Source organism: Streptomyces sp. NPDC048521, assembly GCF_043199855.1.
Taxonomy (GTDB): domain Bacteria; phylum Actinomycetota; class Actinomycetes; order Streptomycetales; family Streptomycetaceae; genus Streptomyces.
In genome coordinates this window covers 221,080-241,952 of record NZ_JBICWR010000011.1, presented here as the reverse complement: position 1 = coordinate 241,952, position 20,873 = coordinate 221,080, and the positions used below count along the sequence as shown (strand labels likewise).

Genomic DNA, 20,873 nt, shown 5'->3' with positions numbered 1-20,873 from the left:
GACACCCTGTGTCCGCATGTCTACCTGGACGTCTCGATATGTTGTCGCCTGCTCACGCGGGCTGGGGCGCTCCCCCTGGGGGGAGCGCTGGGCCGGGACTACAGCCCCATGTCGAGAGCCAGGCACGAGTAGTAGTTCCACTGGCCCTCGGGGTTGTACGAGGCGTTCGCCCCGCCCTTCTCGACCTCCACCTCTTCGCTCATGTCCTCGAAGCGGATGCGCTCGGGAAGCTTGCCGAAGCGGGCTTGCCGCACCGCCGCCGCGGCGGCCTCGCTGGTGAGTTCCTTGTTCATGACCCTGCTCCACTTCGTCGGTCGTGGATGGCGTCCTCGTTGGTGCCGGGGACGGCTATCAGCCTGCACCTCCATGCGTCACCTGTCAAGGTGGTGACGAATGTGCCGCCGGTCACCCCATGGCATCGGCTTCGAGGATCGCGGCGGTGAACGCCCCGGGTCGCTCCTGGGGCAGGTTGTGGCCGGCGCCAGGGACGACGTGGTGTGTCCAGGGGCCGGAGAAGTGTGCGGCGTACCCGCTCCCGTCGGTCGCCGGGATGACGCCGTCGGCCTGCCCGTCCAGGGTGACCGTGGGGACGGTGATCTTCGGCTGGTCCAGCAGCCTGCGCTCCAGTTCGGCGTACCGGGGGTCGCCGGGGGCGGCGGCCAGGCGGTGCCGGTAGCTGTGGATCACCACGTCGACGTAGTCCGGGTTGGTCCACAGCTCGGCCGCCTGCGCGAACTCGGCCTCGGTGAACTGCCACGCGGGCGAGTTGCGGTGCCAGACGACGCGGGCGAGGTCCTCCCGGTTGCGCTGGAGCCCCTTCCGTCCGCGCTCGGTGAGGAAGTAGAAGAAGTACCAGTAGCCTTCCTCCCGCGCGGGAGGAAGCGGCTCCTGGGCGACGGCGAGGTTCTGGATGAGGTAGCCGTTCACGGAGACGAGTCCGGTGCAGCGCTCCGGCCAGAGTGCGGCGACGACGTCGCCGGCCCGCCCGCCCCAGTCGTATCCGGCGAGCAGGGCCCGGGGTACGCGCAGGGCGTCCATGAAGGCGACCAGATCCGCGCCGAGCGCCGCCTGCTGACCGGACCGGACGGTGTCCTCGCGCCGGAACCGGGTCTCTCCATGGCCGCGCAGATAGGGGATGTAGCAGCGATATCCGCGCCGGGCGAGCGCGGGGGCCACCTCGGCGTAGGAGCCGACGGGACTGAACGGCCAGCCGTGCAGGAGGACCACCGGCTTTCCGCGGGCCGGGCCGACCGCGTGATAGGCGACGTCCAGGACGTCGGTGCGGGCGACGCGCACCGGTCCCAGACCGTGTGCGGTCGGTCCGTTCGATGCCTCGACGGCTGCCGTGCCCGTGTCCGCCGACGCCTGGCCGGCCCCGGCCGGACCGGCGGCCCCCGTCGCCGCTGCCGCCGTCATGGCCTGGGTCAGTCTCCGCCTGCTGATCATGTCGCTTCCTCGTGTTCGGTCCGGGGCGCGCGAGACACATGTGCACACACTCACCGTGCGTCACCGCTCTAACTGGTCACGAGGATCTTCACGCGAGGCCCCCGCTGTCAAGGAACCCGCGACACGGCGGCGCCATGGAGCGGCGCCGGAACACGTGTGAGCAGCAGCTCAGAACGATGCTCATTTTCCGGCCACTTGCGAACTTTGGCGGATTCCTTTCCGCACCCACTCCCCGCACCTCGGCCGGACGCGGGGTGTCGTGCCACAACGACTGCGCTCGGCGGTCCGGCCGGCGACAGGGAGCCCTACGCCCCGGCGGGGCGACGGTAGGCGCCGTGCCACCAGATCTGGGCGAGTTCGCGGGCGAAGACGGCGTCACCGCTGCCGTCGTCGACACGGATGTGGTGCGCGATCGCCTGGGCGCCTCCCCAGACGATGATCCGGCTCGCGGCGACGGCGTCGAGGTCGGCCGGCGTCGAACCGGCGGCCTGTTCGGACAGCAGGCTCCTCAGCACCGCCTCGTCGAAACCTTCGAGGTCGGCGGTGTAGAAGTCGCCCACTGCGGAGTCGTAGGACGCCGCCTCGCGGACCGCGGTGAGCACACCCTGATGGGCGCGGTGGATCGTGATCACTTCCTCGAAGAACCGGGCGAACCGGTCGGCCCCGTCCTCCCCGGCGCCCGGGTCCCACTGCCGTGCCAGCGTCAGCAGTGACTCCCGCAGCTCATCGGTGAGCCGCACCAGGACCTCCGACTTGCTGTGGAAGTGCGCGTAGAACGTGGCCCGGGACACACCCGCCTCCTCGAGGATCCGCTGGACGCTGATCTCCGAGAAGGCCTCGCCCGAATCGAGCAGCCGCTCCAGGGTGGACATCACCTGCGCCCGGGTCGCGGCCGACCGCGCGGCATGATGGTCGGCCTGGCGTCGGGTCACGGGTCTCATCGGGCACCTTCCGGTCATCGTGCGCTTCCGCGGCTCGGCAGGCCGCTCCAGCACCCTATGCCGGAGCGCCGTGCACGATCTCCTCGAGGAGATCGGCCGGCTTGTCGGGCATGGAGAGCAGCGGGGTGTGGCCGCTGGGGAGGCGGAGAGGTCCGGGACGGGCGTCTGCCGGCCCGGCCTCGGGAGGGTCGGGAGGCCGGGGCGCCAGCGGTCGAGGGGGCAGGGCCACTGTCGTCGAGGGGGCCGGGCTCCTGCCGTCGAGGGGGCAGGGCCACTGTCGTCGAGGGGGCCGGGCTCCTGCCGTCGAGGGGGCCGCGCTCCAGCGGTCTAGGCCGGCCCCGGAGGTCGAGTCAGCCGGGCGAGCCGTCAAGGCAGCCATGCCCCAGCCGTCAAGGCAGCCTAGCCTCAGCGGACGAGCCAGGCCGGGCCCCAGCCGTCAAGACGCCCGGACCTCTGCCGTCGAGGGGCCGGACCCCAGCCGTCAAGGCAGCCCAGCCCCACCGGACGAGCCAGCCGGGCCCCAGCCGTCAAGACGCCCGGACCTCTGCCGTCGAGGGGCCGAAACCCTGCCGTCAAGGCAGCCCAGCCCCACCGGACGAGCCAGCCGGGCCCCAGCCGTCAAGGCAACCCGGCCCCACCAGTCGTGGCAGCCATGCCCCAGCCGTCAAGGCAACCCGGCCCTGCCGTCGAGGGGCCGGGCCTGCTCGGCGCGCTGCCCGGGTCGGGACGGCGTGTGGTCGTCGGCCAGGAGGTCATATGTGTTTTGCGGCCACGCCCGGCAGTTGCTAGCCTCCACCGCGTGCTGATCGAAGTCGACAGAGCCTAGCCTGAGCCCACCGCCCATCGGCGCCGGTCCAGGCCTCACCCTCGTCACCAGCGATTGAGGACAGCCCAGCCGCCTCGCACACCTCGCCCGCGTCGCGGGTTTCCTCCACTGGTGGCGGACGGCTCGCGTGCTCACCTTGCCCACGCCCAGCGGGCTCACTGCGCCCGCGCCCAGCGGCTCTGACCTTCACCGGCCCGTGCTCCGCCGAGCTTCGCGCTGCCTCAGGAAGACGTGTCCGACGAGGACACCTGAAGGATGTGTGTGCCAGCCCGTCGGATTCCAGCGTGCCCTGTCCGGTCAGAGCGATGACACACGGAATCGGACCATCGCCCATGATGCACAAGAAGTCCCGCTCACGGACACGTCACCGCCGAGCCCACTGGAAGGCGGCTCGGCCGCTCCTCGTACAGTGCGCCAACTCGGCATGCGGTCTGCCGACCCCACCGCACGCCGCCTGTCAGCACTGCGGAATGTACCGGGGCCGTCAGGTGCTGCCCTCGGCCTGACCTGTGTCGAGGGCCGAGCCCGGAGGCCCTGGGCCACCGGGCTCGGCCGCTCGGCCACCTCGGGTGAGCGATTGAGCCTGTCCCGCGCGCGAGAGCGGGATGCGGCGTGAACGTCGCCCCCTCCTTGCGAACCCGTCCGGCCGCCGGCCGGACCTCGGTACGCGCAGGAGCGGTCAGTACGTCGGCGAGGCGAGTGTCGGCCGCGTCGGTCATGGTGCCGATCCGGCGCGACGACACCTCCCTGGTGCGGCCAGCAGGCGATCAGTAGTAGATCGGTCCCTTGGCGCCGCCGCTCGTGATGACCGTGTCACCGTTGATCGCCACACTGAGGGGACTGGCAAGGAAGGCGACGACGGCCGCCACCTCATGCGGTTCGACGATCCTGCCGATGGAGACGGTCGCGGCGACCCGCTCCTCCAGTTCCGCCCGGCTGCTCCCGATGGCGGTCGCCTGGGTCTGCAGGTTGTCCAGCCACGTACGGGTCCGCGTGGCACCGGGCTGGACGCTGACGACGTTGACTCCCTGCGGCCCGAGTTCGTCCGCCAGGTTCTTCGTCATGGCGACCACCGCGGCGTTGCGCACCGAGCCGGTCACCGACCCGCTCTGCCGCGCCGCCAGACCGCTGACGTTGATGATCCTGCCCCAGCCCCGCTCGGTCATGCCGAGGGCGAAGGCGCGGACGCAGCGCAGGTAACCGCGAACCTTGACATTGATCTCGGCCTCCAAGGCGTCATCCGGGAACGCACCCGGGTTGGTGGTGGCGGCGTTGTTCACCAGGATGTCCACGTCACCGAGCCGCTCCCGCACCGTGCGGGCCATTTCGGCCACCGAAGCGTCGTCCCCGGTGTCGGCCGCGACCGCGATGACCTTGGCGCCGGTCTCCTTGTGCAGCAGGGCGGCCTGTTCCTCGACGTGCCGGGCGGACCTGGCGACCAGGGCGACCGAGGCGCCTTCCGCGGCAAGTGCACGGCCGACCTCGAAGCCGATGCCCCGGCTTCCACCAGTGACCACCGCGCGCCGGCCCGTGAGCTGCAGATCCATGGGTTCTCCTGTGTTGTCGCCAACGTGTGTGTTCGTCCCCCGCCACGCAGCATATGTATGTCTCGGCACAGCGATACGTGGGGGCGGATCAGGTGTGGTCCCGCTCCGTTCGCCGGCTGCGGCGGCGAACGGAGCGGGACTGTTCCAACGGGATCTCAGTTCGTGGACACGTGCACGTCAACGGCGTTGAAGATGTTGCCGGCGGCACCGCTGACGGTCACCGGCCCTGCGGTCCACAGACCGAAGTGGTCGTTGGCGATGGTGTTGCCGGTCACCGTGACGGCGAGCGATCCCGCGGCGCGCACGACGACACCGGCGGTCTGCTCGACGGAGGGCATACCCTCATCGCCCTTCACGTTGTTGGTGGCGATCTGGTTACCGCGAACGGTGTTGCCGTTCAGATCCTGCCCGGTCGTGTCCGCGTGCACGACGACGCCGGCCAGTCCGTTGCCGGAGAGGACGTTGCCTTCCACGCTGTTGTCGTAGACGGCGCCGCCGGCTACCGCGGAGACGAGGGCGACGCCACCGCCGGGCGCGTCGAGCCCGTTGCCGGTCACGATGTTGGAGGTCACGCTGTTGGCGAAGACACCGCCGTCGGCGGGTGCGGGCGTTCCGCCCGGGGCGGCGGCGTTGCGACCGGCCAGGGTGATGCCGTTCGAGCGCGTGTTGTCCAGGACCTGGTTGGCGGTGATCGTGTTGTGCGCGGCGGGGCCGTTCTCATCACTGACGACGATGCCCGCAGCGTTGCTCTGCACGGTGTTGCCCTGGACGGTGGCACGGGAGCTGCCGAGGAGGTGGATGCCTCCGCCGCAGTCGCCGGGCTCGTCACCGGTCGTGCTGCACTGGCCGTAGAACGCGGAACCGTCGGCGCCGGTGTTGTTGCCGGAGACGATGTTGCCGGAGATCGTCGCGCCGTCCGCGCTGTCCACGAGGATGCCCTCACCGACGTGCGCCCCAGTGCCGGGCGCTACCCCTCGGCCGGCATCACACCGCTGTCGGTCACGCGGGACACACCCGGACCGCTGGCCCGCACCCTGGACCGTCTGACGGCCCTGGACACCATCGTCACCGGGGAGACCGGGAGGGCCCTCGACCCCGGGCGCCCGCTCCGGCTGGGCCTGCCGAGGCACGTGTTCACCGAAGACCTGGAGGGCCCGGTCGAAGCGGCCTGGGCGGAGGCCGTCGACCGTCTGACCACGGCGCGGACCGAATGGGTTCCCGTGGACACGGCGCACCTGGTGGAGTACGACACCCGGGTCGGGATCCACCTCGTCTTCGGAGAGTTCGCCGCCGCGTTCGGCCGCTACCTCGACGAACACCGCACCGGACTCACACCTGCCGAAGTCCTCGACGCGGCCGGTGACCCGGTCATCGCGGGCATGCTCAAAGCCAGTGCGCTGCCCACCGGTCCGGCGTACGCGGGGCCCGCCGCTCCGCGCGCGGCGGTCGCGGAGCGCCGGGCGATGCAGGCCGCCTACGACGAACTCTTCGCGGCGAACGGCCTGGACGCGATCCTCAGCCCCACGGTCCCGGTGTGTGCCCGGCCGCTCCGCCGGTACGAGGAGTCCCTCCCGCTCAACGGCCGGGACCTGCCCACGTTCTTCACTCTGATCCGCAACACCTCCCCCGCGGCCACCGCGGGCCTGCCGTCGGTGACGGTGCCCCTCCCGGTCACCGCGTCTCCTCCCGTCGGCCTCCAGCTCATCGGCCCTCGCATGGCCGACCGGGATCTGCTGTCCGTGGCCGTGCGGATCGACGCGCTGCTGCGCCGCGCGGAGACGGAGTAGGCCACCGGGGCGGCCCCGCCGGGCTGCCTGGAAGGAACTCCAGCGGGCTGTCCGATCGGGTCGGGCGGCCTCGTCGGGCTGCCCGCCGGATCGCGCGCCGGGCCACCGGCGCAATGTATGACACATCGGTCCGATGACTTACCCACGGGGCCCGCCCGCGGCCGGTGCGCGAGGAACCGGCAGTCAAACGACGGACGTCATGCGCGGGGTCGACGACGACTCTGGGATACATCCTGCCGATAGCCGTTCAACAGGGACGGCTGTGCTGCGGCTCGTACCGCTTCGCACCCTGCGCAGGTCGGGTCGGCCCACACACGTGCGGCGCACCCCAGTGAAGATCGACGAAGGGCACAGCATGGCTCGTACATGGTTGATCACCGGCGCGTCCCGTGGTTTCGGGCGGGCCCTGGCGGAAGCGGTTCTGGCGTCCGGCGACCAGTTGGTGGCGACCGCGCGCCGCCCGGAGCAGCTCGAGGACCTGGTCTCCCGCCATGGCGATCAGGTGCGGGCGGTGGCCCTGGACGTCACCGACACCGCCGCCGCCCGGAACGCGGTGCAGGCGGCCGTCGACGCCTTCGGCCGACTGGATGTCGTGGTGAACAACGCCGGGTACGCCAACAGCGCCCCGATCGAGGAGATCGCGGAGGACGACTTCCGGGCCCAGTTCGAGGCGAACTTCTTCGGGGTCGTCAACGTCACCCGGGCCGCCCTTCCGGTGCTGCGCGGGCAGCGCTCGGGGACGTTCCTGCAGTTCTCCTCCCTCGGCGGCCGGGTGGGCGGTACTCCGGGCATGGGCGCCTACCAGAGCGCGAAGTTCGCCGTGGAGGGCTTCTCCGAGGTCCTGGCCAACGAGGTGGCGCCCCTCGGGATCAGGGTGGTCATCGTCGAGCCGGGCGCCTTCCGCACGGACTGGCAGGGCTCGTCGATGGAACGGCACTCGGTGGGTCCCGACTACGAGGAGACCGTCGGCGCCATGAACGAGTACCGGGCGGAGAACAACGGCAAGGAGCCCGGAGACCCGGTCCGCGCCGCCAAGGTCCTCATCGACGGCGTCGGCCACGACGACCCGCCGCGCCGCATCCTGCTGGGCGCGCAGGCCGTGACCATGGCTCTGGAGGCGGGCGAGGCGCGCGCCGCGGAGACGAGGAAGTGGGCCGAGGCGAGCGGCGCCGCGGACTTCCCGGCGTAGGCACACAGCCGCGCCGTACCCCGGGCGCTCCGGCGTCTCCCCTTCCCCCCTTCTCTGCCTCCCCCCTCGTTGTACCCCCGCTCACTCGATCCGAAGGAGATCCACCGTATGTCTCGCAAGACCTGGCTCATCACCGGCGCATCCAGCGGACTGGGCAAGGCCCTCGCCGAACACGTCCTGGCCCACGGCGACCAGGTGGTGGCGACGGCCAGCTCGACACGGGCCACCACCGAACTGGCGGCCCGCTACCCGGAGACCGCTCTGGCGGTCAAGCTCGACGTCACCGAGCCCGCCGACCGGGACGCCGCGGTCCGCGCCGCCGAGGAGCGCTTCGGTGGCATCGACATCCTCGTCAACAACGCGGCGATCGACTTCATCGGCGCCCTCGAGGAGCAGGAGGAGAGCGACTACCGCAGGCTGTTCGAGGTCAACTTCTTCGGTGCGGTCGCCCTCACCCGCGCGGTGCTGCCGGGCATGCGCGCCCGGCGCAGCGGTGTCATCGTCAACGTCTCCTCCATGGACGGCCTGGCGAGCCTTCCCGCGAACGGCTACTACTCGGCCAGCAAGTTCGCGCTGGAGGGCTTCACCGAGGCCCTGTGGCAGGAGATCGAGCCCATCGGCCTGCACGCGATGATCGTCCAGCCCGGTTCGTTCCGCACCGGCATCGAGAACCGGACCCGGGCGTCCGGCCAGGCCATCGACGATTACGCCGCCACGGCCGGCGCCTTCCGCGCCATGATGAGCAACCTCACGCCGGAGATGTTCCCCGGTGACCCGGAGCGCGCCGCCGAGGCGATCTACCGGGCCGTCGCCGCTCCGGAGCTGCCCCACTGGGTCGTCCTGGGCAGCGACGCCCAGCGGCGCATCGGCGTCAAGCTCGACCAGCTGCGGGCGGAGTTCGAGGCCGGCGAGCAGCTCGCGTTCAGCACGGACTTCCCGGGTGCCGCCGACAACGCGGTGCTGTGAGCCTCACAGTATGAGCTGGACGCCCGATTCCGGGCCGTCCACGGACAGCCGAGAACGCCGCGCCGGCGGCAGGTGGTCGGGTCCACCTGCCGCCGTCGGCGGTTTCGTGCGTGGTGTGTCCGTGGGTCGTCCGTCGGTGGTTCCGGCCGTGGTCGGGGTCGTACGACCGGGGTCAGACGGTGATGGTCTTGTACTCGGTGTAGGTGCCGAGGCCGACCGCACCGTACTCGCGGCCGATGCCGCTGGCCTTGAAGCCGCCGAACGGGCCGTCGAAGGCGACGGAGGCGCCGTTGACCGTGACGGTGCCGGTGCGGACGCGGCGGGCGACCGCCAGGGCGTGCTCCTCGTCGGAGGACCAGACGCCACCGGAGAGGCCGTACTCGGAGTCGTTGGCGATGCGGACGGCGTCGTCCTCGTCGTCGTAGGCGATGACCACCAGGACCGGGCCGAAGATCTCCTCCTGCGCGATCCGCATGGAGTTGTCGACGTCGGCGAAGACGGTGGGCGTGACGTAGTTGCCCTTCTCCAGGCCCTCGGGGATCTGCGGGCCGCCGATGACCAGGCGGGCGCCCTCCTCGATGCCGAGCTGGATGTAGTCGCGCACCCGCTGCTGCTGGTCGGGGCGGATCATCGGGCCGATGAAGGTGTCGGGGTCGTTCGGGTCGCCGACCTTCAGCGACCCCACCAGTTCCTTCAGCGCGGTCACGACCTCCTCGTACCGGCCGCGGGGGGCCAGGATCCTGGTCTGGGCGATGCACGACTCGCCGTTGTTGAGCAGGGAGCCGAACTTCAGGCCCGCGACCGCCTTCTCGATGTCGGCGTCCGGCAGGATGATGGCGGCGGACTTGCCGCCCAGCTCCAGGCTGACCCGCTTGAGCTGCTCACCCGCGATGGAGGCGATGCGGCGGCCGGCCCGCGTCGAGCCGGTGAAGGCGATCTTGTCGACGTCCTGGTGCGACACCAGGTACTCGCTGGTCTCCCGGTCCGCGGGCAGAACGCTGATGACGCCCTCGGGCAGGCCCACCTGCTCCAGCAGCTCGGCCAGGAAGCCCATGCTCAGGGAGTTCTCCGGGGAGACCTTGAGGATCACGGAGTTGCCGGCGACCAGAGCGGGGATGATCTTCGAAGTGGCCGAGGAGAACGGCGAGTTCCAGGGGATCACCGCGGCCACGACGCCGACCGCCTCACGGCGCACCACGCTGCGCACCGGGGACGCCGGGTCGGAGGGAACGAGCGTCTCCTCCCAGCCGAACTCCTCCGCCGCCTTCAGGTAGGCGTTCGCCTGCCTGGTCAGACCGGGCTGTCCGGCGCGGGTGAACCAGCCGGCCGAGCCGTTCTCCAGGGAGATCAGGTGTGCGATCTTCTCCGCGTTCTCCTCACGCAGGGCGTTGAAGCGGCGCAGGACGGCGATCCGCTCCGCCGGCGGGGTCAGACGCCACTCGCCCTCGTCGAAGGACTTCCGTGCCGCGGCGACCGCGCGGTCGATGTCAGCCGGCTGCGCCTGGGCGGCGCGGGCGACCACCGAGTGGTCGTGCGGCGAGGCGATGTCGAGCAGCTCCGGGTTGCTCGGCTCGACCCAGGAACCACCGATGAAAAGCCGGTCGTAGGTGATCATGCGCTTTCTCTCTTCCGTGCTCTCGGTTCGTTCGGACCTCTCGTCCAACTGCCACTTCAATGTAGCACTTCTATCCGTTAGATGCACATAAGCGTGGTAGCAAATCTCAGATTGGCCTCAACAGAGGTACTCTTCAAGGATGAGAGCCGATGCTGCACGCAACCTGGAAGCCGTCCTGATCACCGGAGCGCGCATGCTCGCCGCCGACCCCGGCGCGAGCATCGCGAGCATCGCCGCGGAGGCGGGAGTGGACCGGCGCACCGTCTACCGGCGCTTCTCCTGCCGCGAGGAACTGCTCGCCGCCATCTACGAATCGCGCGTCACGGCGATCGAGCGGGCCATCGAGGACGCCCGGCTGCGCGAGGCCCCCGTCGCCGTCGCACTGCACCGCTACGTCGAGAACATCATCGCCGTCAACCGCACCTGGCCCGTCGACCTCGCCCGCATGCTCGCCGACGACACCATCCGCCGGCGCCGGGACGCCTGTATCGCCGAGGTCGACGCCTTTCTGCGCCGGGCCACCGACGAAGGGCTCCTGCGCCGGGACCAGCCGGAGGGATGGGCGGGGCCGCTGCTGCCCGAGCTGGTGAACCTGGTGGCGCACCAGCAGAAACACCTGGCTCCCGGAAAGGCCGCTGACGTGGTGGTCGACACGTTTCTGCACGGCGTCGGAGCGTCCTGAGGCGGAGATCCGGAGGGGGACATGGCGGCCACCCGGTGGGAACACGTCCCGCCGGACGGGCGCCGGAGACTGGCCGAGGGATCCCCTCCACGTGTGAGCACCAGCCCACCAAATTGGACTTGACAGTCCTATTTTCGAGGCCCAAAGTTGGACCGTGAAGTCCGAAAAATCTTCCTCGGGCCACGCCGTGGCGAAACACTCCCCCGCATCGCGCGGAGCCGGTGCGGCAGTGGCGGTCTTGTCCGTTTCCTCGGTGTCCTACGCCCTGGTGCAGTCGATGGTGAACCCCGGGCTGGAGGCGCTGCGCGGCCAGGTGCACACCAGCCAGCTAGAGGTGAGCTGGGTCCTCACGGCGTTTCTGCTGTCGAGCGCCGTACTGACACCCCTGCTCGGACGGCTGGGTGACCAGGTCGGCAAACGCCGCGTCCTCATCGTGGTCCTCTTGTTCCTGACCGCCGGAAGTGTGGTCGCGGCGCTCGCGACCAGCCTGCCGGTCCTGGTGCTGGGCCGCCTGCTGCAAGGCGCGGGAGGCGCCACCCTGCCGTTGGCCTTCGGTGTCGTCCGTGACCTGCTGCCCAGCGAGCAGGTCGGTGCCAAGATCGGCGCGATCGCCGCTGTCAGCGCGGTGGGCGGTGCCGTCGGTGTCCTCGTCGCCGGCCCGATCATCGACGGACTCGGTGTGCCGTGGCTGTTCTGGGTGCCCGCCATAGCCAACGCAGTCATGGTGTTCGCCGTGCTGGCGCTCGTCCCCGACACCGGGGCGGCGGCCACAGGCCGGATGAACTGGCCGGCCGGCCTCATGCTCGCGGCGACCTTGGTGCTGCTCCTGCTGCCGCTGAGCCTGGGTCAGGAGTGGGGCTGGGGCTCGGGCAGGACGCTGGGTCTGTTCGCCGCCGCGGTCGTGGCCGGCGTGCTGTGGGTGACCGTCGAGACACGCTCCCGGTACCCGCTGATCGACATGCGGGTGTTCCGTATGCGTCCGGTGTGGACGGCGAATCTCGCCTCGTTCCTCTTCGGAGTCACCCTCTACTCCGCCCTCGGGTTCGTCCCCTCCTTCCTCCAGACTCCCACCAGTACCGGCTACGGCCTCGGTGAATCCATCGTGATGACCGGCCTGATCTTCCTTCCGGTCTCGGTCACCCAGTTCCTCGGCGGCCTCGCCGCCGGCCCACTGGCCAGGGCGGTACCGACGAAGACACTGCTGGTCGTCGGCACCGTGCCGATCGTCGTCTGCTACCTTCTGCTCGCGTTCCTCCACGGCAGTGCCTGGCTCGTCTCCCTCGCCGCCGCGATCGGAGGCGTGGGATTCGGTATCGGACTGTCAGCCCTGTCCGCGGCGATCGTGCACGCCGTCCCCGCTGAACACACGGGCGCGGCGAGCGGGATGAACGCGAACATCCGCACCATCGGAGGAGCGGTGGGTGCCGCCGTCGTCGCCACCGTCCTCGCCTCCCGTACGACGTCCGGGCAGTTCCCCAGCGAGGGCGGCTATACGGCGGTGTTCCTGCTGCTGGCCGCGGCCGCCGTGGTCGGGCTCGTCTCCTGCCTCTTCATCCCGGCGGGCTCGGCCGGCGCGGGCCGGGACGAGGAGACGGTGGACGCGCGCATCGCGGAACTCGTCGACGAGCACAACCCCTACTGAACCGAGTTCTTCCACCGAGTTCACGCCGGTCATCGGCGCACACGTGGCGGCCGGTACGCCATGTCCTCGCGCGTCGGCCGACACCTCATCAGCACGTTCAGTGTTCGACCGCAGCAGAGAAGATCGTGAAAGGGTTTCCCATGTCAGCATTCGCCTTGGCCGCCACTCGCGAGATCGAGAATCTGATCGCTGAGTACGCGGAACTGGTCGACACCGGCGACCTGGCCGGTGTGGGCCGACTCTTCGCCAACGGTGTCTTCATCGGAAGTGACGGCACCCGGTTGGAGGGCGCCGAGGCCGTGGAGAACATGCTTCGGGAGCGCACGATCCGCTACGCCGACGGCACACTGCGCACCCACCACGTCACCACCAACATCCGCGTCGATGTCGACGAGCGCGCGGCCACGGCCACCGCACGGTCCTACCTGACGATTTTCCAGCAGGTGCCGGAACTTCCGCTCCAGCCGATCGCGGCGGGCCGCTACCGAGACCGCTTCGTACGACAGGACGGCACATGGCGGTTCGCGGAACGCCGGATCGACATCCACATGGTCGGGAACGTCAGCCATCACCTCCGCTGACCCCTCGCACGGGACTGTCGGAAGCGGGCAGGTATGCGGTCATCGTCGGCGCTGCCCCTGACACCCCGGCGGGAGTCGCCGTTCGTCACAAGTCACGGCAGGTGACCGGTCGATACATGTGATCAACTGATTCGCTAACATGCGCAGGCACGTGTGCCGGGCGCCGCACAGCCCGGTCATCGCCCACCCTCAGGAGATCCGGCCATGAAGAGCCTGCCGCAGAGCGAAGACACCCTGCTGATCCGCACCGACTTCTCCGACGAAGCGGCCTGGCAGACGCTTCGCACGGTGATCACCACCCCGGACGAGGAGGACGGGTACCTCGCGGCGCTGCACATCGTGGACGACCCCGCCTATCGCGACCTGACCACCGAGCAGGTCGCCGAGCTGGCGCCCGCCGAGGACGACCTGCTGATCCTGGCGGACCGACAGGCCCTGAGCGGACCCGACATGCCACTGCTGGCCATCCTGAAGACGGAGGAGGAGGACGCGCCGGAGCAGGCCTTCCACGAACTCAGGGTCGTCGCCACCCAGGTGTGGTCGATCGAGAACAACATCTCCCTCGCCAACATGGACTGGGAGGAGTTCGTGGACGCCGCGGACGACGACGGCGTCTTCCGGGGTTTCTGACCGGGCCGGGCAACCCGGAAGCACTGCCGACCTGTTGACCTGTCGGAACAACTGTCCCCGCCCCTCGACCAAGGGGCGGCAACAGGAGGGTTGCAGTGACAGGACACAGAACAGCGGCGCTGCTGCTGGGGGTCGGCACGCTGGCGGGGCTGGTCGTCGCACCGGCCGACGCGGCGCCGTCGAGGCTCGCCGCCGAACAGCCGGGCGCAGTGGCCGCCGGGCCCGTCGAGAAGGTCACTCTCATCACGGGTGACACGGTGAGCTACCGGCGCTCGGGCAGCACCGTCGAGATCGTCGGTACCACCCCCGCCCCGCGGCGGCGCGAAGCGGCCTTCGCGCGGTTCACCGAGAACGACCACACGTATGTGCTGGGACGCGCTGTCACGGGGCGAGGTGGACCGCGCCCTGTTCGACATCACGGGGCTCGCGGCCCAGCGGCTCGACGACGGGCACACCGGCCGCATCGGCGTGATCGTCTGGCAAGAGCTGGCGGCGGGCCCGGGTCAAGGCCGCCGGTGACGGCCGCTGGTCGCTGGTGATACCCGCGGGCGGACACCCGGGCGGCCATGTCAGCCTGCGGGCTGACGCCGTGGACCAGGCGGATGACCGGGTACGGCAGACCGTGACGCGGGCTTACGGCCTGCGCTGAGCGCTGAGCGGACGCGCGTCATCCTCGGTACGCCGTCGATGCGAAGACGTCCACGCTCTCGGTCCGCCGAAGAACACACGCGCATGACACGAAGGGTGCCCGTCCCCCGTCGGGGGGCGGGCACCCTTTTCTTTTCCGGAACCGATGAGACACCGGTGTCCGCCTCTGTGTCCGCCTCGGTGTCCGGCTCAGTGTGCGACTCAGCCTCGGACTGGGTGTCCGCCTCGGTGTTCGACTCAGCCTCCGTCAGCGGCAGCGCTGTGGCGGGGCACGGCCTCCCCACGGCGGTCACGGTCCGCCGTGTGCGGCACCGGCGGCCCTTCTCATCCGGTGCGGTAACGCACCGGAAGGGACAGCACACCGCGCACCATGCCCGCCGGGAACCAGTCGAGGGTGTCGGCGGGGACCGCCAGTTCCAGGCGCGGGACGCGGGTGAGGAGGGTGCGCAGGGCGATACGGGTCTCCAGGCGGGCCAGCGGCGCGCCCAGGCAGTGGTGGATGCCGTGGCCGAAGGCGAGGTGCCGGGCGGCGGGACGGGTGATGTCGAGGGTGTCCGGGTCGCCGCCGTCGGGCAGGGGGGCGTCGCGGCCGGCGGAGGCGAGGGCCACGGCGACGATGCCGCCCCGGGGGATGCGCACCCCGCCCAGCTCCAGGTCCTCGGCCGCGTACCGGTTCGTCGTGCGCTCGACGGACGTGTCGTAGCGCAGGAACTCCTCCACCGCGTTGGGCAGGAGGCCGAGGTCCTCCCGCAGCAGCCGCAGCTGGTCGGGGTGCTGGAGCAGCGCCAGCACCGCGTTGCCCAGGAGGTTGACGGTGGTCTCGTGGCCGGCGATGACGAGCAGGGCCGCGGTGCCGGCCAGTTCGTCCTGGGAGAGGCGGCCGTCGTCCTCGTCCCGGGCGGCGACCAGGGCGGACAGCAGGTCGTCACCGGGAGCACGGCGCTTGTCGTCGGCCAGTGCGCGCAGGAACCCGTGCAGGCTCGCCACCGCCGTCGCGTACTCGGGGTGCCCCACCTGGAAGGCGAGCGTCGTCCAGCGGCGGAAGTCCTGGCGGTCGGCCTCGGGGATGCCGAGCAGTTCGGCGATGACGGCGACCGGCAGCGGCGCGGTGAAGGCCTCCACCAGGTCCAGTTCGCCGGACGGCGGCAGGGCGTCGATGAGCTGGTCGGCGATCTGGGTGATGCGCGGTTCCATCTCGGCGGTCCGCTTGGGGGAGAACGCGCCCGACACCAGACGGCGCAGCCGGGTGTGCTCGGGCGGGTCCGCCTCCAGCATCTGGCCGCCGAACCCGGTGCCGCGCTTGTGGCCCAGGAAGCCCGCCGCCTCCAGCATCTCCGCGGCCGGCTGCGGATCCTTGAGCAGCGCCGGATGGACCAGCGCCTCGCGGGCGAGGTTGTGGTCGACGACCACCCAGCCCGTGATGCCGGGGAAGAACTGCGCCGGATGGATGGGACCCTTCGCGCGCAGCCGCGCGTACTGCCGGTGGGCGTCCGCCTTGAACTCCGGGCCCATGATCACCCGCTCGTCCGGTTCACCGACCGGCGCCGCCTGCTGGTGCGTGTCCATCCGTGTTTCCTCGCCCTCTACGCCGGGACGGTCCCGGGGGTCGTGCCGTGCCGCGGGACGCATACACCCCGCCGGCCGGTCCACGCGGTCTCTCGGCCGGTCCGCGAACGGTCTCCCGACCGGTCCGCACACGCTCCGCTCGGCCGGTCCAGGTGCGGTCCGCATGGCCGGTCCGGGCCAGGTGCGGCCGCATGGCCGCGGATCGACCCGGCCAGCCGGTCGGCCGGTCGCTCGGTGGCTCGGCCGGTCGCTCGGTGGCTCGGTCGGCCGCAGAAGCCGTTTCAAGAGACACGTGGCCCGGCCCTCTGAAGGTTCACCCGGGTGACGTCCGCACCGGTCGTGGCCAGGGCGCCGCGTCACGGGCGTCCGCCGGGGCGTCAGCGGACCCGGACCACCTCCAGGCTGCTCGGCCCCCCGTCCGTGCCGCGCAGCGTGATGTCGAACAACAGCCGTCCCCCGCCGGGGCGCAAGGTCGCCTCATCGCCCGGATCCACCGCCTGTCGGGGGCTTTCCTCGCGCACGCCCTCCCCCGGCCCCGCTATGTACGCCACATACGCCACGGAGCGGCCGGAGTTACGCACCGTCACCTGTGACGTCCGCTCGCACCGCGCACCGTCGTGGCCGTGGGCGGCGCAGACGTAGCGCAGGTCGCCGAAGCCGTAGGTGCCACAGGACAGCTCCATACCGTGCGGGAGCGCGGACCGGCACACCCGGCCCGCGGTCACGCGCTCGGCGGTCACGCGGTCGGCACCGCCCGGCGGCTCACCGGCCCGGCCGAGGAACCAGCACCCCGCGGCGGCCAGCGCCAGCGCGGTGGGCCACGTACCTGCCGCGGCCCATCGGGCGGTCTCCCGGCGTGCGGACTTCATCGGACGGCACCCTCCCCATGTCACACCGGTCCGGTGGCGCGGCGAACGGACAAGCGCGGTGTGCCGGCCGTCCGTTCCCCAGACACCTGTTTCAGTCTAGGCACACGCAGGGCTGACACCGGTGTGAAGAAGTGATGGCAAGACACGGAAGCCGCCCGGAGCCGGGGGTGCGGCGACGTAGGGTGCGCACCGGACCGTTTCACACGTATCTTGACTCGAACCTTGGATTCCATGAGTAACTCCGCAGCGGAAACACAGCTCAACTCCTTCGTGCCGGGCGGGCGGCGCAGGCACCGCAGGACCGGACAGAGCGGCACTGGTCTCCGGCGTACCGTCGTGCTGGCGTTGGCGGTGCCCGTCGCCTCGGCCGCGCTGGCCGGGCCCTCGGCCTTCGCCGCCGGCAACGGCACCACGGCACAGGCCGGCAGCGGCGCGTCCGGCAGCACCGGCCTGGCCGACCCCGACGACCAGCAGATGGCCACCAACCTGGATGCCCGCGTGCTCGACCAGCGGCTGGGCTCCGAGGTGAGCGGCGTGGTCCTGGACGCGGACTCCGACAGCACCCTGTGGGACCACGACGGTTCCACGGCGCTGATGCCGGCCTCCAACGTCAAGCTCGCCACGTCCACCGCCGCCCTGACCGTGCTGGGCCCGGAGCACCGGTTCACCACCAAGGTGGTCTACGGCGACGGCACCCTGACCCTCGTCGGCGGCGGCGACCGCACGCTCAGCAGCGCCGACCTCGCCGAGCTGGCGAAGACCGCGGTCGCCGGGCTGCAGCGGGCGGGCCTGACCTCGGTCAAGGTCGCCGTGGACGACAGCCTGTTCCCCGAGCCGACCCTGGCCGACGGCTGGAACGAGGGCTACTACCCCGACAGCGTCGCCCCGGTGCGCGCCCTCGTCGTCGACGGCCGCGGCGTGCAGGACACCTCCATCGACGCCGGGCAGACCTTCGCCAAGCTGCTCGCCGAGGACGGCATCAGCGTCGACGGCGACGTCACGCGCGGCACGGCCCGCCGCACCGATGTGCCGGTCGCGCGCCACCGGTCGGCCCCGCTGGCGGACATCGTCAAGAAGATGCTGAAGACCAGCGACAACAACATCGCCGAGACCCTGCTGCGGATGACCGCGCTGGGCGCGGGACGCCCCGCGACCTTCGAGGACGGCACCGAGGTCGTGCGCCACGTGCTGAGCCACCGCTACGGCGTGTCCCTCGAGAACTTCGAGATCCACGACGGCAGCGGCCTGTCCCGGACCGACCGCATCCCGGCGGCCACCCTCGCGCAGATCCTCGAACTGCTCACCCAGCCCCGCTACGCGCACACCCTGGGCGCCGTCCTCGACGGCCTGCCGGTCGCCGGTGAGGCGGGCTCCACCCTCGGCCCGGAGTGGGGCCGGTTCGACGACCCGAACTCCCAGTGCGCCGTAGGCAAGGTGCAGGCGAAGACCGGCACCCTCACCGGTGCCATCGCCCTGAGCGGTCTGACCCGGACCGACGACGGCGAATGGCGGGTCTTCTCCTTCGTCGAGAACGGCTCGACGGCCGCCCCGAACGACATCAAGGACGCGATGGACGGTCTGGCCGCGACCGTGAACGGCTGCTGGGCCTAGGCGGTTTCGCTCAGGATCGTCGGGATTCCAGACCGGAACCCAATGGGTGCACCTGCCCGAGAAGTACGGCAATGGCCGCAGAAGCACGCTCCCCAGGGCCGGCTGGGCTCGTCGGCGTCAGCGACACGTGGTGTCACAGTTCATCGGCGCGGCCCTCACGGCGTGAGGACGACCTTCTCGCAGCGGTCCTTCTTGTTCTTGAACAGGTCGTAGCCGGTCACTGCCTCGGTCAGGGGCATCCGGTGGGTGATGACCCTGGTGGGGTCGATCCTGCCCTGCTCGATCAGACCCAGAAGCGGCTTCATGTACTTCTGCACGTGGCACTGCCCGGTGCGCAGGGTCAGGGACCTGTTCATCCACGCACCCGCCGGGAACTTGTCGATCAGCCCGCCGTAGACGCCGATGACCGACACCACGCCGCCGCTCCGGCAGGACAGGATGGCCTGGCGCAGGGCGTGCGGCCGGTCGGTCTCGGAGCGGACCGCCTGCTTGGCGCGGTCGTAGAGGTGCACGTGGGAGGCACCGTGTGTGGCCTCGAGCCCGACCGCGTCGATGCACTTGTCGGGGCCCCGGCCGCCGGTGAGTTCCAGCAGCGCCGACCGTACGTCGACGTCCTCGAAGTCGACGGTCGTGTAGCCCTGGGCGGCGGCCATGTCGAGCCGGTAGGTCTCCTTGTCGATCGCGATGATCTTTTCCGCGCCCAGGACCCGGGCACTGTCCATCGCGAACTGGCCGACCGGCCCGGCGCCCCAGACGGCGACGACGTCACCGTCTTGGATGTCGCACAGCTCGGCGCCCATGTACCCGGTCGGCAGGATGTCGGACAGGAACAGCACCTGCTCGTCGCTGAGGTCCGACTCGATTTTGAGGGCGTTGACGTCGGCGAACACCACCCGGGCGTACTCGGCCTGGCCGCCGGCGAAGCCACCGGTGAGGTGTGAGTAGCCGTAGATGCCGCCGGTGGGGTGACCGAAGAACTTCTCCGAGATGCCGGCGTTGGGGTTGCTGTTCTCGCAGCACGAGTACAGCTCCGCGCGGCAGGACGCGCAGGCGCCGCAGGCAATGGGGAAGGGCACGACGACCCGGTCGCCGACGCGCAGTTTGTCGTCGCTGATGCCGGGGCCGACCTCGACGACCTCTCCCATGAACTCGTGGCCCATGATGTCGCCCTTTTCCATGGTGGGGACGTAGCCGTCGAGCAGGTGGAGGTCGGAGCCGCAGATCGCCGTCGAGGTGATCTTCACGATGGCGTCGCGGCTGTTCAGGATCGACGGTTCGGGGACGTCCTGCACCTCGACGGAGTTGCGTCCCGTCCAGCAGCTCGCCTTCATGCCAGGGCCTCCTTCAGTTCGTCCTCGGTCAGCGGTCGGGCCGGGTGCTGCGGGAACTCCCCGCGGGCCCGCTTGCCGCCGGGTGCGCCCTCGGAGCGGACGACCTCACCGGTCTCCGCGATCTGCTTGAAGCGGCGCAGGTCGTCGTCCAACTGCTGGTGCGGTTCCTCGCCGAAGTAGCGCGCCGCGGCCTTGCCCAGCGCCCCGCCGGGCAGGTCGTAGCGCAGGGTCACCCGGATCTCCGTGCCCCGGCCGCCGGGGGCGGGCACCAGGCGGACCTCGCCGGAGTTGTCGATGTCGGCACCGTCCACCGACCGCCAGGCGATCAGCTGGCCGGGGACGTCCTGAGTGGTCTCGGCGTCCCATTCGACCGCCTTGCCGAACGGCGCGCCGGCCCGCCAGTGACTGGTGCGCGGGCCGGTGACGCGCACCTCGTCCAGGTGCGCCATGAAGTCCGGCAGTCGCTTCAGGTCGCTCCACATGCCGTAAACCTCGTCCGGGGGTTGGGTGACGGTGGTGGTCGCGGTCAATTCCATGGGGGCGCTCCTACGCGTGCGGGTCACGGCCGCGTAGACGTCCGTGGCCGTGATGGCGGAGACCGCGGCGGTCGCGGCAACGGTGCGGCCGAGGCCGCGACCGTTGTGGTTCTTCAGGGCCCGGGTGAGCATCGTCAGATCCATGAGGTCGCCACCGACGCGGCCCCAGAGCCAGGCGGGATGCGGCCGCCCCAGCAGCCCGGTCGCCGCCGCCAACTCGCGCACACCCACAGCGGTAGTGGCCGAGCGGTGCCGGGAGGCGTCGCCCACGCCCAGTGCCCTGGCGAAGCCCGCCGGGGCGACGACTTGGGGCACGCCCAGCAGCGCACTTGTCCAGCCGAGGCCACGTACGAGCGGATCGTGCCGTAGGCGGGAGGTGGAACGGGTGTCTGTCTTCATGGGTGCTCCCTACGTGCGGTGAGGTGAAGGGAAGGCGGCCACTTGAGTGAGAAGGTGAAGC

General features: G+C 70.8%; 20 protein-coding genes. 10 read left to right on the top strand and 10 right to left on the bottom strand.

Annotation, left to right across the window (positions count from 1 at the left end):
* Window positions 1–98: 98 nt before the first annotated feature.
* The 3 genes from ACGFRF_RS25460 to ACGFRF_RS25450 all read right to left on the bottom strand — a co-directional run bounded on the left by ACGFRF_RS25460 (window position 99) and on the right by ACGFRF_RS25450 (window position 2,387).
* Window positions 99–293: a hypothetical protein gene (locus ACGFRF_RS25460; protein WP_393743585.1), complete on the bottom strand. Its 195-nt coding sequence runs from the start codon at window positions 291–293 to the stop codon at window positions 99–101.
* A 112-nt stretch (window positions 294–405) separates the two neighbouring features.
* Window positions 406–1,446 carry an alpha/beta fold hydrolase gene (locus tag ACGFRF_RS25455; protein ID WP_393743583.1) on the bottom strand — a complete coding sequence of 347 codons (1,041 nt, stop codon included), beginning with the start codon at window positions 1,444–1,446 and terminating at the stop codon, window positions 406–408.
* Window positions 1,447–1,751: 305 nt separating this feature from the next.
* Complete coding sequence (locus tag ACGFRF_RS25450) at window positions 1,752–2,387, bottom strand: TetR/AcrR family transcriptional regulator (protein ID WP_393743581.1); 636 nt, start codon at window positions 2,385–2,387, stop codon at window positions 1,752–1,754.
* A 1,131-nt stretch (window positions 2,388–3,518) separates the two neighbouring features.
* On the opposite strand from ACGFRF_RS25450, the gene rpmF reads away from it, so the two are divergent.
* Complete coding sequence (rpmF, locus tag ACGFRF_RS25445; RefSeq protein ID WP_393743579.1) at window positions 3,519–3,719, top strand: 50S ribosomal protein L32; 201 nt, start codon at window positions 3,519–3,521, stop codon at window positions 3,717–3,719.
* 261 nt (window positions 3,720–3,980) lie between these two features.
* Here rpmF and ACGFRF_RS25440 read toward each other — a convergent pair whose 3' ends face one another.
* On the bottom strand, window positions 3,981–4,760 hold the full coding sequence (locus tag ACGFRF_RS25440; protein WP_393743577.1) for an SDR family NAD(P)-dependent oxidoreductase: 780 nt from the start codon (window positions 4,758–4,760) through the stop codon (window positions 3,981–3,983).
* 155 nt (window positions 4,761–4,915) lie between these two features.
* On the bottom strand, window positions 4,916–5,695 hold the full coding sequence (locus ACGFRF_RS25435) for a NosD domain-containing protein (RefSeq protein WP_393743715.1): 780 nt from the start codon (window positions 5,693–5,695) through the stop codon (window positions 4,916–4,918).
* Between the two features lie 12 nt (window positions 5,696–5,707).
* Here ACGFRF_RS25435 and ACGFRF_RS25430 point away from each other — a divergent pair, with 12 nt between their 5' ends.
* From ACGFRF_RS25430 to ACGFRF_RS25420, 3 genes are all read left to right on the top strand, one after another.
* Window positions 5,708–6,547 carry an amidase family protein gene (locus ACGFRF_RS25430; RefSeq protein WP_393743575.1) on the top strand — a complete coding sequence of 280 codons (840 nt, stop codon included), beginning with the start codon at window positions 5,708–5,710 and terminating at the stop codon, window positions 6,545–6,547.
* A 355-nt stretch (window positions 6,548–6,902) separates the two neighbouring features.
* Complete coding sequence (locus ACGFRF_RS25425) at window positions 6,903–7,736, top strand: oxidoreductase (RefSeq protein WP_393743573.1); 834 nt, start codon at window positions 6,903–6,905, stop codon at window positions 7,734–7,736.
* Window positions 7,737–7,844: 108 nt separating this feature from the next.
* Window positions 7,845–8,702 carry an oxidoreductase gene (locus ACGFRF_RS25420; RefSeq protein ID WP_393743572.1) on the top strand — a complete coding sequence of 286 codons (858 nt, stop codon included), beginning with the start codon at window positions 7,845–7,847 and terminating at the stop codon, window positions 8,700–8,702.
* A 172-nt stretch (window positions 8,703–8,874) separates the two neighbouring features.
* Here ACGFRF_RS25420 and ACGFRF_RS25415 read toward each other — a convergent pair whose 3' ends face one another.
* Window positions 8,875–10,317 carry an aldehyde dehydrogenase gene (locus ACGFRF_RS25415; protein WP_393743570.1) on the bottom strand — a complete coding sequence of 481 codons (1,443 nt, stop codon included), beginning with the start codon at window positions 10,315–10,317 and terminating at the stop codon, window positions 8,875–8,877.
* A 139-nt stretch (window positions 10,318–10,456) separates the two neighbouring features.
* Here ACGFRF_RS25415 and ACGFRF_RS25410 point away from each other — a divergent pair, with 139 nt between their 5' ends.
* The 5 genes from ACGFRF_RS25410 to ACGFRF_RS25390 all read left to right on the top strand — a co-directional run bounded on the left by ACGFRF_RS25410 (window position 10,457) and on the right by ACGFRF_RS25390 (window position 14,371).
* Window positions 10,457–10,999 carry a TetR family transcriptional regulator gene (locus tag ACGFRF_RS25410; RefSeq protein ID WP_393743568.1) on the top strand — a complete coding sequence of 181 codons (543 nt, stop codon included), beginning with the start codon at window positions 10,457–10,459 and terminating at the stop codon, window positions 10,997–10,999.
* Between the two features lie 253 nt (window positions 11,000–11,252).
* Window positions 11,253–12,641 carry an MFS transporter gene (locus ACGFRF_RS25405; protein WP_393743566.1) on the top strand — a complete coding sequence of 463 codons (1,389 nt, stop codon included), beginning with the start codon at window positions 11,253–11,255 and terminating at the stop codon, window positions 12,639–12,641.
* 140 nt (window positions 12,642–12,781) lie between these two features.
* Window positions 12,782–13,222: a nuclear transport factor 2 family protein gene (locus ACGFRF_RS25400; RefSeq protein ID WP_393743564.1), complete on the top strand. Its 441-nt coding sequence runs from the start codon at window positions 12,782–12,784 to the stop codon at window positions 13,220–13,222.
* 204 nt (window positions 13,223–13,426) lie between these two features.
* Window positions 13,427–13,852, top strand: a complete 426-nt coding sequence (locus ACGFRF_RS25395) for a DUF6924 domain-containing protein (protein ID WP_393743562.1) — start codon at window positions 13,427–13,429, stop codon at window positions 13,850–13,852.
* Window positions 13,853–14,215: 363 nt separating this feature from the next.
* Window positions 14,216–14,371, top strand: a complete 156-nt coding sequence (locus tag ACGFRF_RS25390) for a hypothetical protein (RefSeq protein WP_393743560.1) — start codon at window positions 14,216–14,218, stop codon at window positions 14,369–14,371.
* Window positions 14,372–14,824: 453 nt separating this feature from the next.
* Here the strand turns inward: ACGFRF_RS25390 and ACGFRF_RS25385 are convergent, their stop codons facing one another.
* Both ACGFRF_RS25385 and ACGFRF_RS25380 read right to left on the bottom strand, forming a co-directional pair.
* Window positions 14,825–16,066, bottom strand: a complete 1,242-nt coding sequence (locus ACGFRF_RS25385; protein ID WP_393743558.1) for a cytochrome P450 — start codon at window positions 16,064–16,066, stop codon at window positions 14,825–14,827.
* A 377-nt stretch (window positions 16,067–16,443) separates the two neighbouring features.
* Complete coding sequence (locus ACGFRF_RS25380) at window positions 16,444–16,935, bottom strand: hypothetical protein (RefSeq protein WP_393743556.1); 492 nt, start codon at window positions 16,933–16,935, stop codon at window positions 16,444–16,446.
* Between the two features lie 231 nt (window positions 16,936–17,166).
* Between ACGFRF_RS25380 and dacB the strand changes: the two genes are divergently transcribed.
* The gene (gene dacB, locus ACGFRF_RS25375; RefSeq protein ID WP_393743554.1) at window positions 17,167–18,546 is read left to right on the top strand and encodes a D-alanyl-D-alanine carboxypeptidase/D-alanyl-D-alanine-endopeptidase; all 1,380 of its coding nucleotides are present in this window, start codon (window positions 17,167–17,169) and stop codon (window positions 18,544–18,546) included.
* 155 nt (window positions 18,547–18,701) lie between these two features.
* On the opposite strand, the gene ACGFRF_RS25370 is transcribed toward dacB, so the two are convergent.
* Window positions 18,702–19,877, bottom strand: a complete 1,176-nt coding sequence (locus ACGFRF_RS25370; protein ID WP_393743552.1) for a zinc-dependent alcohol dehydrogenase — start codon at window positions 19,875–19,877, stop codon at window positions 18,702–18,704.
* The gene (locus ACGFRF_RS25365; protein WP_393743550.1) at window positions 19,874–20,812 is read right to left on the bottom strand and encodes an SRPBCC family protein; all 939 of its coding nucleotides are present in this window, start codon (window positions 20,810–20,812) and stop codon (window positions 19,874–19,876) included. The genes ACGFRF_RS25370 and ACGFRF_RS25365 overlap by 4 nt, the downstream gene beginning before the upstream one ends.
* Window positions 20,813–20,873 lie beyond the last annotated feature (61 nt).